Origin of the sequence: Paenibacillus gyeongsangnamensis (genome assembly GCF_027533625.1) — a bacterium.
GTDB lineage: Bacteria > Bacillota > Bacilli > Paenibacillales > NBRC-103111 > Paenibacillus_G > Paenibacillus_G gyeongsangnamensis.
In genome coordinates this window covers 38,632-50,863 of the sequence record NZ_JAQAGZ010000007.1, presented here as the reverse complement: position 1 = coordinate 50,863, position 12,232 = coordinate 38,632, and the positions used below count along the sequence as shown (strand labels likewise).

15 protein-coding genes and 1 riboswitch are annotated in these 12,232 nt (G+C 47.6%); of the genes, 9 read left to right on the top strand and 6 right to left on the bottom strand.

Annotated elements, in window-relative coordinates; all coding sequences use genetic code 11:
* Positions 1–9 precede the first annotated feature (9 nt).
* Entirely contained in the window at positions 10–333 is a 324-nt protein-coding gene (locus O9H85_RS12225; protein ID WP_269881666.1) for an HAD family hydrolase, read from the top strand.
* 4 nt (positions 334–337) lie between these two features.
* Positions 338–511 (top strand): hypothetical protein, encoded by a 174-nt coding sequence (locus tag O9H85_RS12220; RefSeq protein WP_269881665.1) that lies wholly within the window; start codon positions 338–340, stop codon positions 509–511.
* 176 nt (positions 512–687) lie between these two features.
* On the opposite strand, the gene O9H85_RS12215 is transcribed toward O9H85_RS12220, so the two are convergent.
* Both O9H85_RS12215 and O9H85_RS12210 read right to left on the bottom strand, forming a co-directional pair.
* On the bottom strand, positions 688–1,518 hold the full coding sequence (locus O9H85_RS12215; RefSeq protein ID WP_269881664.1) for an ABC transporter permease: 831 nt from the start codon (positions 1,516–1,518) through the stop codon (positions 688–690).
* Positions 1,511–2,464, bottom strand: a complete 954-nt coding sequence (locus tag O9H85_RS12210; protein ID WP_269881663.1) for an ABC transporter ATP-binding protein — start codon at positions 2,462–2,464, stop codon at positions 1,511–1,513. Before O9H85_RS12210 ends, O9H85_RS12215 begins: the two co-directional genes overlap by 8 nt.
* Before the next feature lie 241 nt (positions 2,465–2,705).
* Between O9H85_RS12210 and O9H85_RS12205 the strand changes: the two genes are divergently transcribed.
* Genes O9H85_RS12205 through O9H85_RS12180 form a run of 6 tightly spaced genes read left to right on the top strand, consistent with a single transcriptional unit; the run spans position 2,706 to position 8,778 of the window.
* Positions 2,706–3,905: an FAD-dependent monooxygenase gene (locus O9H85_RS12205; protein ID WP_269881662.1), complete on the top strand. Its 1,200-nt coding sequence runs from the start codon at positions 2,706–2,708 to the stop codon at positions 3,903–3,905.
* Positions 3,906–3,919: 14 nt separating this feature from the next.
* On the top strand, positions 3,920–4,360 hold the full coding sequence (locus O9H85_RS12200) for a sugar 3,4-ketoisomerase (RefSeq protein WP_269881660.1): 441 nt from the start codon (positions 3,920–3,922) through the stop codon (positions 4,358–4,360).
* Positions 4,341–5,471 (top strand): DegT/DnrJ/EryC1/StrS family aminotransferase, encoded by a 1,131-nt coding sequence (locus O9H85_RS12195; protein WP_269881659.1) that lies wholly within the window; start codon positions 4,341–4,343, stop codon positions 5,469–5,471. Before O9H85_RS12200 ends, O9H85_RS12195 begins: the two co-directional genes overlap by 20 nt.
* 21 nt (positions 5,472–5,492) lie before the next feature.
* Positions 5,493–6,404 carry a glucose-1-phosphate thymidylyltransferase RfbA gene (gene rfbA / locus O9H85_RS12190; RefSeq protein WP_269881658.1) on the top strand — a complete coding sequence of 304 codons (912 nt, stop codon included), beginning with the start codon at positions 5,493–5,495 and terminating at the stop codon, positions 6,402–6,404.
* On the top strand, positions 6,401–7,465 hold the full coding sequence (gene rfbB, locus O9H85_RS12185; RefSeq protein WP_269881657.1) for a dTDP-glucose 4,6-dehydratase: 1,065 nt from the start codon (positions 6,401–6,403) through the stop codon (positions 7,463–7,465). The genes rfbA and rfbB overlap by 4 nt, the downstream gene beginning before the upstream one ends.
* A 20-nt stretch (positions 7,466–7,485) precedes the next feature.
* The gene (locus O9H85_RS12180) at positions 7,486–8,778 is read left to right on the top strand and encodes a glycosyltransferase (protein WP_269881656.1); all 1,293 of its coding nucleotides are present in this window, start codon (positions 7,486–7,488) and stop codon (positions 8,776–8,778) included.
* A gap of 142 nt (positions 8,779–8,920) precedes the next feature.
* On the opposite strand, the gene O9H85_RS12175 is transcribed toward O9H85_RS12180, so the two are convergent.
* Positions 8,921–9,502, bottom strand: coding sequence for a TetR/AcrR family transcriptional regulator (locus O9H85_RS12175; RefSeq protein ID WP_269881655.1), 582 nt, complete (start codon positions 9,500–9,502; stop codon positions 8,921–8,923).
* A gap of 16 nt (positions 9,503–9,518) precedes the next feature.
* Positions 9,519–10,235 carry an MBL fold metallo-hydrolase gene (locus O9H85_RS12170; protein ID WP_269881654.1) on the bottom strand — a complete coding sequence of 239 codons (717 nt, stop codon included), beginning with the start codon at positions 10,233–10,235 and terminating at the stop codon, positions 9,519–9,521.
* 255 nt (positions 10,236–10,490) lie between these two features.
* Positions 10,491–10,627: riboswitch (cyclic di-AMP (ydaO/yuaA leader) on the top strand.
* Positions 10,628–10,710: 83 nt separating this feature from the next.
* Here O9H85_RS12170 and O9H85_RS12165 point away from each other — a divergent pair.
* Entirely contained in the window at positions 10,711–11,094 is a 384-nt protein-coding gene (locus O9H85_RS12165; RefSeq protein ID WP_269881653.1) for a hypothetical protein, read from the top strand.
* A 79-nt stretch (positions 11,095–11,173) separates the two neighbouring features.
* On the opposite strand, the gene O9H85_RS12160 is transcribed toward O9H85_RS12165, so the two are convergent.
* Together O9H85_RS12160 and O9H85_RS12155 are read right to left on the bottom strand one after the other, a co-directional pair.
* Entirely contained in the window at positions 11,174–11,527 is a 354-nt protein-coding gene (locus O9H85_RS12160) for a DUF4386 family protein (RefSeq protein ID WP_269881652.1), read from the bottom strand.
* Complete coding sequence (locus O9H85_RS12155) at positions 11,455–11,904, bottom strand: hypothetical protein (protein WP_269881891.1); 450 nt, start codon at positions 11,902–11,904, stop codon at positions 11,455–11,457. Before O9H85_RS12155 ends, O9H85_RS12160 begins: the two co-directional genes overlap by 73 nt.
* Positions 11,905–12,232 lie beyond the last annotated feature (328 nt).

Below are 12,232 nucleotides of genomic sequence, written 5' to 3'. Positions count from 1 at the left end.
GAGGAACCTATGGACATTGAAGCGGTTATTTTCGATTTGGACGGCGTGCTTGTGCATACCGATCATCACCATTATTTGGCGTGGAAGGTGTTGTGCGACGGGGAGGACATACCGTTTGACGAGACGATAAACGACAGGTTGCGCGGTGTAAGCCGTATGGTCTGCGTGAACATCATTTTAGAGAAGACGGTTCGTACGTATTCGCAGCAGGAGAAAATACATTTGGCCGAGCGAAAAAACGGGTATTACAAGGAAATGCTGCAATCTTTATCCGCAGCGGACTTGCCCTCAGGAGTTGTGGAGACGCTAGATCAATTGCGGGCGCCGGGATAGCTGCTTGGTCGTAGAGGATGCGGCGGCCGGGGTCGAAGCGGCGCTTCGTGGCGGGATGCGGGTCGCTGCCATCGGCGAGGCCGGTTTATGCAGCATGACGGATTATCAAATCGGCCATATCGAAGAATTGCTGCCCATATTGCAAGCGAATGTCGGCGGAAAGCAGAGGACGATCTGATGCCGATACAAGAATGAACGGGAGTGTCGCCCGCAAAAAAATGATCGTTGCGAGATATTAGTGATAAACATGAGCAGCGGCCCCAGGGCTGCTGCTCGGAATCCATCTTCGAGGGATCTGCTTTCAAGGCGAAATATCCCGTATATGCACCAGAACCCAAGCTGAGACATTATGTACTAGCGTTCCACTCGCCAGTCCATCTTCCATATGAGGAGGATGACGGTTAAGACGAAGAAGCCGGCCAAAGCGAGCATGTCCGTGCCGACGTTGCTTTCCCAACCGGTAGAAAACAAGGTGCGGAATGCATCGGCAACGTACGTGGTGGGGAAGGCGTAGGACAAGTATTGCAATGCTAAAGGCAGATTCGACATCGGCACCATCACCGGTGTCATGAAGCTTAGAATCATCATGATGAGTTGAGACAGCAAACTCGTCATCTGTTCATTGATGGATAGGAATCCCATCATGATTCCGAAGCCGACGCAAGAACCGATCGAAAGAATGATCACGGGGATGATGAGAGGGCTGAAGTGCAGCGTGATGCCGAACACCAGTTGGCCGAGAACGGCCATAATCAACACCGAAGGCAGCGTCATTAGAAATCCGCTGATCAGCTTAGCGACGATAAAATTTATTTTGGAGATTGGCAGCGAGGCGTAAAATACGAAATGCCCCGCATGCTTGGCCACGGACAATTCCTGAGCCAGCGTGTTGATCGCCATGATGATAATTGGAAACACCATGTTCCCCGTGATGATCCGGCTCATAACTTCCTCGGAAGGGTCAAGCATGAAAAATTTCAAAAAGAAAACGACGATCAGAGGGAAGAGCGATACCATCACCACGGACCATACCCAAGAATCGCGTACATTAGCGAATTCGACCCGCAAGAGGAACCATAATTCTTCAAATTGCCGGAGAACGGCCTTCAGTCCTTTCGGAGCGGCGGCAGCCCCTATCGCTTCCGCATCAGACAAAATCCCTCGAGTCTTTATTGCCTCATGCATGTTTCATTTCACCCTTTCCACCAAAGTGAACATATACATCTTCCAGAGACGGCGGTACGATTCTATATTCCTCGCAAGCTAGATCTTCCAAGTTGGTTGAGATTTTTTGCAAATAATGTCCCAATTCTTCTCGGGTCACAAGCATCCGCAGCTGATTCTCGCCAATGACCTCAACGGCCGCCCATTCGTTCAGCATCGCCTCCGCTGCGGCGCGTTTGCCAAGCTGGATCGACATGTCAATCTTCAGCCTTTGATCCACGAGTTTCTTTAGCGGCCCAACGGAATCCAGCACGAGCAGACGGCCATCCTTGACGACTCCTACGCGATCCACTACATGCTCCGCTTCAAAAACATTATGGGTAACAAGCAGAATGGTTGCCCCATAATCGCGGTTCCGTTCCCGGATGATATCCCAGACAAGCTTACGCTTGATCGGATCCAATTCATTGGTCGGTTCGTCTAAAATAAGCACCGGTTGATTTCCGATGATGGTAGTGGCCAGACCGACTATTCTTCTTTGCCCGCCCGAGATCCGCTTGAGCTGCTTCGTACGGATTTCGCCTAATTCCAGCCGGTCAAGCCAATAATTAGTTTCGCGTTTGGCATCGGAGCTGCTCATACCCCTCAGACGTCCCGTGATCAGAATCGCTTCTTGCACCGTCAAGGAAGAGATCGCATGAGGCTCCTGGCTGTAGTACCCAACCAGCCTTGAAACTTGTTTCGAATGCTTGCTCACATCCAAGCCATACAAGGAGATAGTGCCTTTCGTTGGTTTTAGCTGCCCGACCATTTGTTTTACAAGAGTTGATTTTCCTGCGCCATTGGGACCTAAGAGTCCGAGAATTTCCCCGGAAAACACATGGAGGTTGATCCCCTCATTGGCGACTTTCTTGCCCTTACTGTATGTTTTTTGAAGATCAATGATTTCATACACGATATTTGACATGCTTTGTCCCCTTTCTCATATCGGTTCCTATATGAAACCGCATTTATGACTACGCCTTATACTAAAACTAATTAAATTAGTTTGTCAAATGTAAAGTATTTATTTATGTATTTTAAAGTCATTGACATACTAATCTTATTAGTTTAGTTTTAAGTCATAGTTGAACGTGGAGCTCCAGTATCAATTTAAGTCCTTCGTATGAAATAAGGAGTCTAAGATCATGTGGGATGGAGGGGTACGGTTGAGTACATTGGAAACGGACGTTTGCGTGATCGGTGCGGGTCCGGCAGGGATGCTCTTATCACTTCTTTTATTAAGAGAGGGCTTCCGTGTTGTGTTGGTTGAGAGGTCTCAAAATTTTGAGAGAGAATTCCGCGGTGAGTTTCTTCAGCCCGGCGCCTTGCAACTTTTAGATAAGCTGGGCCTATTGAATGCGATGCAGGAGAGGGGCGAAACGATAAAGGATTTCTGTATTCTCGAGAAGGGAAAGCTCATCTTGAAGTTCTCCTTTGAGGAGTTACCGGGCAAGTTCCGATCGGGGCTCAACGTATCTCAGGCTTACGCGCTGCCGCTCATGCTGGACGAGTGCATGAAATTCGAAGGTTTTGTTCTAAAAAAAGGGTTTGCCCCCGCACGTATTTTGGAACATAGCGGTAAGGTATACGGGGTATCCGTAGAGTCGCCGGAAGGAAAGCCATTGGAAATCAAGAGCAAGCTGGTTGTAGGTGCCGACGGCCGGAGTTCGCATATGCGGAAGCTTGCCGGATTTCCAACTTACAAGCATCCCTTTCAAATGGATGTGCTGTGGACGAAATTCCAAAGACCGAAAGACTGGGAAGAAAAAATTGAAATCAGAATTCATGAAGGCGGTTATCTCATTACGATGCCTATCTATCCCAATCAACTGCAGTTAGGGATAGATATGCCGAAAGGCGGCTTAAAGACGCTGCGCGAAAAAGGACTGAATACTTTGGTCCAACGGCTGAAAAATGCAATACCCGAAGCAAAATTGGAATTGGATCAAGCTTTGAATTCTTGGTCGGATTTTCAACAGCTTCCGGTTACTGGGGCACTGGCGACCAAATGGTACAAGGAAGGATTGGTCTTGATCGGCGATGCGGCACATACGATAGGGCCGATTGCGGGACAAGGCGTGACCCAAGCATTAAAGGATGCCATCATTCTCTGCCAGATGATTAAAGGCCACCTTCACCGTGACGTCGTAGACTCCAGCGTGTTGCATAGCTTCCAGCAAAACCGGTTTCAAGAAGTGAAATCGTTGTACAAGCTTCAGAGTTCGCAAGAAAAGTTCCTAATGGCTACTTCCTTCTCCGGGAGATTAACTCGCCGGACGGTGTATTGGATGATGATGAATACTCCGCTTAAGAAATCTTTAGCTATCAGAATGTCCATGAAAGATATTGAAACGATGATGGTTTAAGGGGGAGTGAAACCGTGGGGCTCGAACAAGTGAAGCTCGTCGAGTTACCGAAAATTTCGGATTCTCGGGGCAGTCTTACTTTCATTGAGAATAAGCATATCCCTTTTGAAGTACGCCGGGTATATTACCTTTATGATATTGGTGCCGGAGAAAAGCGCGGTTCACATGCCCATAAAAATTTGCAGCAGTTGATCATTGCAGCTTCCGGCAGCTTTGACGTGGTCTTGGATGATGGAAAAAACCGCCAAACCTTCCACTTAAATCGTTCCCACTGCGGGTTATATTTGCCAAGGCTGCTTTGGAGGGATCTGGAGAATTTCTCTGCTGGTTCCTTCTGTCTCGTATTGGCTTCCGAACCGTACGACGAAAATGATTATTTCAGAAACTACGATGAATTTATTGAACATGTAAACGGAAAAAAAGGAGAGCCGGCCCGTGAATATACCTTTTCTTGAGTTAAAGCCGACCTATGATGAATTAAAGAGCGAGATCGACGCTGCCGTCATGGCGGTTCTTGACCGCGGCTGGTATTTACTGGGCGAAGAAATTACCGCCTTCGAGGAAGAATTTGCCCGCTTCATTGGGGTGAAGCATTGTATCGGTGTCGGGAACGGATTGGATGCGTTGACTATTGCTTTACGGGCGGCGGGAATCGGAGAAGGGGATGAGGTTCTTGTTCCGAGCAACACGTTTATCGCTTCTTGGCTGGCTATTTCCTATGCAGGTGCCCGTCCTGTGCCTGTAGAACCGGATCCCGCCACTTATAATATGGATCCGAATGGTATCGAAGGAAAGATCGGGAGTAAGACGAAGGCGATCCTTCCCGTCCATCTTTATGGCCAGCCTTCCGATATGGATCCCATTATGGACATTGCCGAACGTCATGGGCTGGTCGTCATTGAAGATGCGGCTCAAGCCCACGGCAGTTACTATAAAGGGAAAAGAACAGGCACCTTCGGAGCTGCGACCGGATGGAGCTTTTACCCGGGCAAAAATCTCGGCGCATTCGGAGACGGCGGGGCGGTAACGACCAATGACGATAAGCTGGCCGAACAAATTCGCGCGCTAAGGAATTATGGCTCGAGAGTCAAGTATGTGCATGAGCTTCAGGGGGTAAACAGCAGGCTGGATGAAATTCAGGCAGCTGTGCTGCGTGTGAAATTACGATATTTGGAAGATTGGAACGCAAGACGTAAAGCGATCGCAAGCGCCTATCTAATCGGTCTGGAAGCGGGAGATCTGATTGTTCCCCATGTCCCGGAATGGGCGGACCCGGTGTGGCATCTCTTCGTCATTCGTCATCCCGAGCGTGACCGGCTACAGCAATTTTTGGACGGGCATGGCGTGAAGACGACCATTCATTACCCTATACCTCCGCATCTGCAGGGTGCATATAAGGACATGGGAATGGGCGAGGGGAGCCTGCCCTTGACCGAGCGTCTTCATCAGGAAGTGCTCAGTTTGCCCATAGGTCCCCATTTCAGTCAGGAAGAAGTCCGGTATATCATCGGTTTGGTGAATGACTTCAGTCATACCTACCAGGGACGCAGCGTATCCGTTATCTGATCAACGAAGGAGGGACTTGATATGAAAGGGATTTTGTTGGCCGGCGGACATGGAACCAGACTGTATCCGTTGACTCGCGGGGTTACCAAGCATCTGCTTCCAATCTATGATAAACCGATGATCTATTACCCGTTGTCTGTGCTGATGCTCTCCGGTATCCGGGACATATTGATTATCGGCACCGAACAAGATACGCCGCGGTACCAAAGTCTGTTCGGGGACGGAAGTGACCTGGGATTATCGATTTCTTATGAGATTCAGGATCATCCGAACGGTCTTGCCGAAGCTTTCCTGATTGGCGAATCCTTCATTGGAAAAGATGATGTCGCACTTATTCTGGGAGATAATATTTTCTTCGGACAAGGGTTCACGACTATGCTGCAAGAGGTAGCACAACGCAAAAGCGGCGCAACCGTATTCGGCTACCGCGTCAAAGATCCGACCCGGTTCGGCGTCGTCGAATTCGACGAACAGCAAAGGGTTCTATCGGTCGAAGAGAAGCCTAGAGTACCCAAGTCGGATTTTGCGGTTACAGGTCTTTATTTTTATGATAACGATGTGATTCGGATTGCTAAATCGATCCGTCCTTCAGCCCGCGGAGAGCTGGAGATCACGGATGTGAATGCGGAATATTTATCCAGAGGCAAGCTGCATGTGGAGCTGCTCGGAAGAGGCTTTGCATGGCTGGATGCGGGAACGCACGATTCTTTAATGGAAGCGGCCCAATTTATTGAAACCTTGGAGAAAAGACAAGGCTTTAAAATCGCCTGCCTTGAGGAAATCGCTTTTAACCTGGACTACATCGATGAAATGCAGCTGCAGCGGCTTGCCAAAGGACTTAAGAACGATTATGGACTGTATTTGTCTGAAATTGCTCAGAAAAAACAAAGCCATGCTAAATCATACTATAAACAGGAGGTGTATATGGTATGACCCTGCAGAAGACAAGCGATAAAAAAGCGATTCTTGTCACCGGCGGATCGGGCTTTATCGGTTCGAATTTTATCCTTCATGTTCTTTCAAAGTATGATGGGTATCATATCGTGAATCTTGACAAATTAACGTATGCCTCTGTAAAGGATTTTGGAATCGAAGCAGGCCGATTCCCTAACTATACCTTCCTGCGCGGTGTGATCGAGAATAAAGAGCTTGTCGACTTCGTATTTTCGACCTTTGATATTCGCGGAGTGATTCACTTCGCAGCGGAGTCCCATGTGGATAATTCAATTGCCAATCCGGCTGTTTTTATGGAAACGAACATCTTGGGGACCTTTACCCTGCTGAATGCAGCATTAAATCACTGGATGGGTGGCCCGGGCAAAGTAAAGCCAGGTTATGAAGAATGCCGGTTTCACCATGTATCGACGGACGAAGTGTACGGAGCGTTAGGGGAAACGGGCAAGTTCACCGAGGAAAGCAGCTATGCCCCCAACAGCCCTTACAGTGCGAGCAAAGCCAGCTCCGATATGATTGTTAGGAGCTTCAACCGAACCTATGGATTGAACACGGTAATCACTAACTGCTCGAATAATTACGGCCCGCGTCAGCACGATGAGAAGTTTATCCCCACGATCATCCGATCCGCATTGAACGTAAAGAAAATTCCGATTTACGGAAACGGCCAAAACGTAAGAGATTGGCTGCATGTGCAGGATCATGCGGAGGCCATCGATCTCGTTTTTCACCGGGGTGTGAGCGGCGAGACCTATAATGTAGGCTCCGATAACGAGTGGAATAACATTCAACTTGCAGAGCAAATATGCGCGATTTTGGATGATTTGGCTCCGGAAACGCTCCGGGAAGCGGGTTTGAACAGTTTCAGCGAATTGATGGAGTTTGTCAAGGACAGACCGGGGCATGATTGGCGCTATGCCATCGACTCCTCCAAGCTTCAAAATGAAATGGGCTGGCGCCCCAGGATTGCATTTCAGGATGGGCTTCGCCAAACGATAGAGTGGTATAAGACACGGTATCAAGATCTCGTTATGTCTTAAAGGCGGAAAGGAGTAAAAGGATGGCACGGTTTTTGTTTGCGGTATGGCCTTCCGCAGGTCATGTAAATCCCGGCTTGCCCTTGGCCAAGGAATTGGCGGAGCGGGGGCATGAAGTGATGTTTTATACCAGTACGCATTTTAAGGAAAAAGTGGAAGCTACTGGGGCGACGTTTATCCCATTCAAAAACGTCAGGAATTTTTCCGGATCCACATTAAACGAAGATTTTCCCGATATGCCCAAGTATAAAGGAATAAAATTTTTTAAGTGGGGAATAAGGAACATTATTGCAAATACCATGGAAGGGTTTGACAAGGATATCGCTGAAATACGTGAGAAGTTCAAGGCGGATGTGCTTGTAATCGATCCAACCTTCACGGGATTGATTCCCATTCGGCTCCGGGGCGATAAAATCAAGACGGCCTGCTTCGGCATTCTGCCTCTATCCGTAACCAGTAAGGATACGGCACCGTTCGGTCTCGGAATCTTGCCCAATCATTCTTTCATGGGACAAATGAAGAACCGCATGTTAAATTTCTTTGTTCAGAAGATTGTGTTCAGTCAGGAGCAGAACCATTTTAATCAAATTTTGAGCCGAATGAATTTGCCCAAGCTGGATCCGTATTTTTTCGATGCGGCCGTGCATTACTCTGATCTTTATTTCCAAGGAACATGCCGTTCCTTTGAGTACCCGCGTTCGGATTTGCCGTCGAACGTGAAATTTGTAGGCCCTTATAACCCTCCTGTCACGGCTGTGAAGACCCCCCTTCCCAAGTGGTGGCCGGATCTGAATTCCGGTAAGCCTGTCGTTCATGTAACCCAAGGAACGCTGGCGAATGAAGATTTCAGTCGTCTGATGATTCCAACCATTAAGGCGTTGGCTAACAAAGATGTACTGGTCGTGGCGACAACGGGGAACCGCCCGATATCCATGGTAGGCGATCACCTGCCGAAAAACGTTCGTGTTGAGCCGTTTATTCCTTATACCGATCTGATGCCTCATGTTGACATCATGATTACGAATGCAGGCTACGGCGGCGTTCATTATGCGATTCAAAACGCGGTACCGCTGATTGTGGCGGGTAAGACGGAGGATAAGCCCGAGGTGTGTGCCCGGGTGGAATGGGCTGGGATCGGCATCAATTTGAAGACGGATCGTCCAACCGAACAACAAATCTCGTCTGCGGTGGATACGCTGCTTTCAAGCCCGCGGTTCAAACAAAGGATTACGGAGCTTCAACAAGAGTTCTCGAGCTATGATGCCTACCGAATTTCCGTCACCCATTTGGAAGAGCTTGCCGCGAGCTCACAATAAACTCCGGTGGGGTACGAGCGCTATCGCTCCTACAGGGGATACCCCACCTTCTGCCTTTTGCATTGTTCTGCTTATTCAGGTTTCTCGTCAATCGAAAAATAACCCGATCCACAGTAAATGGGGATCGGGTTATTTTTAAATGCTATGAAAGCGGTTGATTTTTAAGGGTGCGTAATCCCGCTAAAAAGGTATTGATGAGCAGCTCGAGGCTGACATTCGTGTCAGGCTGAGACCCGAAACCTCCCTTTTGCTCAAGTGAAGCGAACCCGTGCATAATACTGCGCAATCCACGTGCTATATGGAATGCGGTTTCCTCTTCCAAATCGTATGCGCTCAAAACCTGGAGGACCAAATCGACGATTTCCTGTCCCAACCGTTGTATTTCCGGGTCCGATGGTTCGAGAGCGACCTGAGTGACTTCATACAATCCGGGGTGGGAGCGGGCGAAGGAGACATAGGCTTTCCCCATCTCATGTATCGCATTGTCCCCGGATCGACCGATAGCCGAACGGGTCAAGACAATAAGGAGCTGCTCGAGACCGTAAATGGCCAGTAATTTCCGTAAGCCTTGCAATCCATTGACGTGGTTGTACAGGGAAGGGGAACGGATATTGAGCTTCTGAGCCAATGAGGTTAATGTAACTTCATCGATACCGTTGGTATCGGCGATTTCCGTAGCTGCTTCTAAGATGGTGGTGAGACTAATTCCTGGTCTTGGCGGCATAGTTGTAACTCCTTTGTTATGTGTAGATCCCAAGTTGGGCTTCCGCTTCGGCTATGGCTCTGCCGATAGCGGCATCCGGCTGTTTCAGCATCCTGCCATGCCCGACAGCGAGCAAGGACGGATGATAATCCTTTAGCTTTCTCGCGCTATCCAGCGCAGTCTGCTTATGCCAAGTGGCCATGGCGGGGAAAGGAAACCAAGGTTTCAATTTACCGGATACGGCAATGCCGCCCCTGGTCTGAAAAGCGTCGCCGGCAATGAGAATGTTGTTGCGCGTGTCGAGATAGGCCATCGATCCCGGAGTATGTCCCGGGGCGGAAACGGCAAGCAACGATCCGATCCGATCTCCATCCCGCAGGAGAATGTCGGCCCGCGTATTCAGCTTTTTAGGCACGCCGCCGCGAATCGGGGTATTGGGCTCATCCGGGGCTAATGTGCAATCTCCGGCCATTAACGGAGCATCCCTATGAGAGATATGAACCAGTAGTTCAGGGGACGCCTGTTTTACAGCGTCAAGCGCTCCTACATGATCCTCATGCGCATGCGTTAACAAAATCCGCTTGATCGGTTTGCCGATGCTGGCGGCCGCCTGCAAGATTCCCTTCGAGCTGAACGGCAACGCGGCGTCGATCAAGGTTAGACTGTCATGTTCCTCAACCAAATAACAATTTACAGGAAAAATCCGTGGAAGAAATGCCAATTGGTAAATTGTCTTTTCGTGAATGATTTGCATGCAAAACCACCTCTTAATGTTATTATAACTAATAAAATTAGTATTATCAATAATTATCATTCCTTGGCTGCTAAAGTGAATTAGCTGGAAAAGAAGCATTCTAAGTAAGACGGGGGTATCGGAAGGAAGTCCTAAACCTATCAAGACGATGATCAATAAGCTTGTGGCGGTGCAAGACTAATGTCATAGAAATTATAAGTAAACCTTACTATTGTTTCAAAATTGGTATTAAGGTAAATTGATAAAGTAAGAATAATTCATAATACGCTTAATTCTTTGGATAAAAGAAGCGGGGGAACCAAGTTTTCTGGGGTGAGTACACTTATTAAGTGTTAGGGTTAACTTTCGACCCGAGTCCGTCAGCTAACTTCGTCAGCGTAGAAAGAAAATAGTAGAAGCATTAATGAGGACAATGATACTTTTGTGCTCTATTCCCTCGCTTCCTTTTTTCGGTTAAGAGAAAGAAGGAGACAGCATGCTTAAGAGCGTAACCCAAGAGGTGAAGAAGCTTTTTCTGTTGAAAAAGTCGAACGCCTCCGTACAGCGTCAAGAAGAGATTCTTCACTTAAAACGACGGCTGGAGACTTTCGAAATCCAACTTTCGAGTTTGGCAAACCGGCCATTAGACGTCGAAACGCAGACTTTAATGGAAATAAGCAAAACGGTCGCACAAAACAATGAGCTTCTAAACAGACTTAGTTCGGAAAGGGGATTAGCAGTTCAACAATTACTGGCCCATCACGCCAGCATTTGCCCAAAAATCTTGGAGGATCATTACCAATTTATCTTAACCATGGCTCATATTATCGGTGGTCCGTATCCTTGTCTCAGAAAGTACATCAGAAGCAGTATTTCATGAGCCGTTTGAAGGATAAATAACGATAGCATTTCAACACAGGCTGCCGGACATTGGCAGCCTGTTTGAGCTATTGCTTGAGTTATTTTCTATCTTTATTGAATGAAAGCGAGGGGTTTCTCCACATATAGATTCCCAGTAAAATCATCCAACAAAGCAGCAAAATATTGGCCGGCATATTGATCGCCATATCTAACTCAGAGAAACCTGTATAGGCCATCACTATGCCGGCAATTGCAGTAGGAACGCCGCCGGCAAGCGCTAAGATACCTAACCATTTAGGAAAACGCGGGTCTTTCATCAATGCAAAGCCGTAGATCATCACAGTGATACCGAAGAGCAAGCTAGCGATACTCGCTAGTCCTATCTCGATTTGTCTGACAGCAAATACAGAATTGAAAAGAGCGTCTTTTTCGTTCCCCTGGGCCTTTGCCAAGTGTTTACCATTACCTTCAAGGCTATACCGTCAACGGCTTGCAATGCGGCTGCTACCGCTAAGCTCGCTGCAGCGCTGACAGCTCCCAAAGTGACTGCAGCGCCGGCGGGCCCCCCTGCTATCCTTCGAGCAAGGAGTACAAGCGACGCCACCATCAAAAAGACGCCGGAAAGCTGTGTTAAATGGCTGGCCACCCAGTTGGGGTCAGCGGCGTACTCCTTGAAAGCTGCCGCAGGCATATTAGGGTCCTCATGCATAGGGTGTAATAATGTGCCGACCAACAAGAATAGTGCTCCGATCATCGCAATCATTGCTGCAAACCTAGCTTCTCTTTCATAGTTACCATCCATAATCGCATCTTTAATAACATTAGGCACTGGGCTAACCCCCTTTCCATTTTTAATTTCCCATTTATTCGTTACGCTAACCCCCATTTATTTTATCATAAGGAAACTTCCTGCACCCTGGTCCCAGGTCGGATTCAATCACGGTTAAAAAAGGTAGAGTTAGGAACTCTTTTTTGATTTATTTTAAACTAATATAATTAGTTTTATAAATAATTAAATTTGTAAAATTATTTTTTTAATTTGTTTAAAATTGTATTTAATTCGTCTTATTAGTTAATAAATTATTTACTTGCCTAAGGAATTTTCGTCTGTTATTTTGAGATTGACAGAAACTAGGTGGATAAGATTATTATAACTT

Bases quoted from the DNA above. Each gene is read 5' to 3' on its own strand.
- O9H85_RS12225 (WP_269881666.1), top strand. From the start codon at position 10: ATGGACATTGAAGCGGTTATTTTCGATTTGGACGGCGTGCTTGTGCAT.
- O9H85_RS12215 (WP_269881664.1), bottom strand. From the start codon at position 1,518: ATGCATGAGGCAATAAAGACTCGAGGGATTTTGTCTGATGCGGAAGCG.
- O9H85_RS12210 (WP_269881663.1), bottom strand. From the start codon at position 2,464: ATGTCAAATATCGTGTATGAAATCATTGATCTTCAAAAAACATACAGT.
- rfbA (WP_269881658.1), top strand. From the start codon at position 5,493: ATGAAAGGGATTTTGTTGGCCGGCGGACATGGAACCAGACTGTATCCG.
- rfbB (WP_269881657.1), top strand. From the start codon at position 6,401: ATGACCCTGCAGAAGACAAGCGATAAAAAAGCGATTCTTGTCACCGGC.
- O9H85_RS12180 (WP_269881656.1), top strand. From the start codon at position 7,486: ATGGCACGGTTTTTGTTTGCGGTATGGCCTTCCGCAGGTCATGTAAAT.
- O9H85_RS12175 (WP_269881655.1), bottom strand. From the start codon at position 9,502: ATGCCGCCAAGACCAGGAATTAGTCTCACCACCATCTTAGAAGCAGCT.
- O9H85_RS12170 (WP_269881654.1), bottom strand. From the start codon at position 10,235: ATGCAAATCATTCACGAAAAGACAATTTACCAATTGGCATTTCTTCCA.
- O9H85_RS12165 (WP_269881653.1), top strand. From the start codon at position 10,711: ATGCTTAAGAGCGTAACCCAAGAGGTGAAGAAGCTTTTTCTGTTGAAA.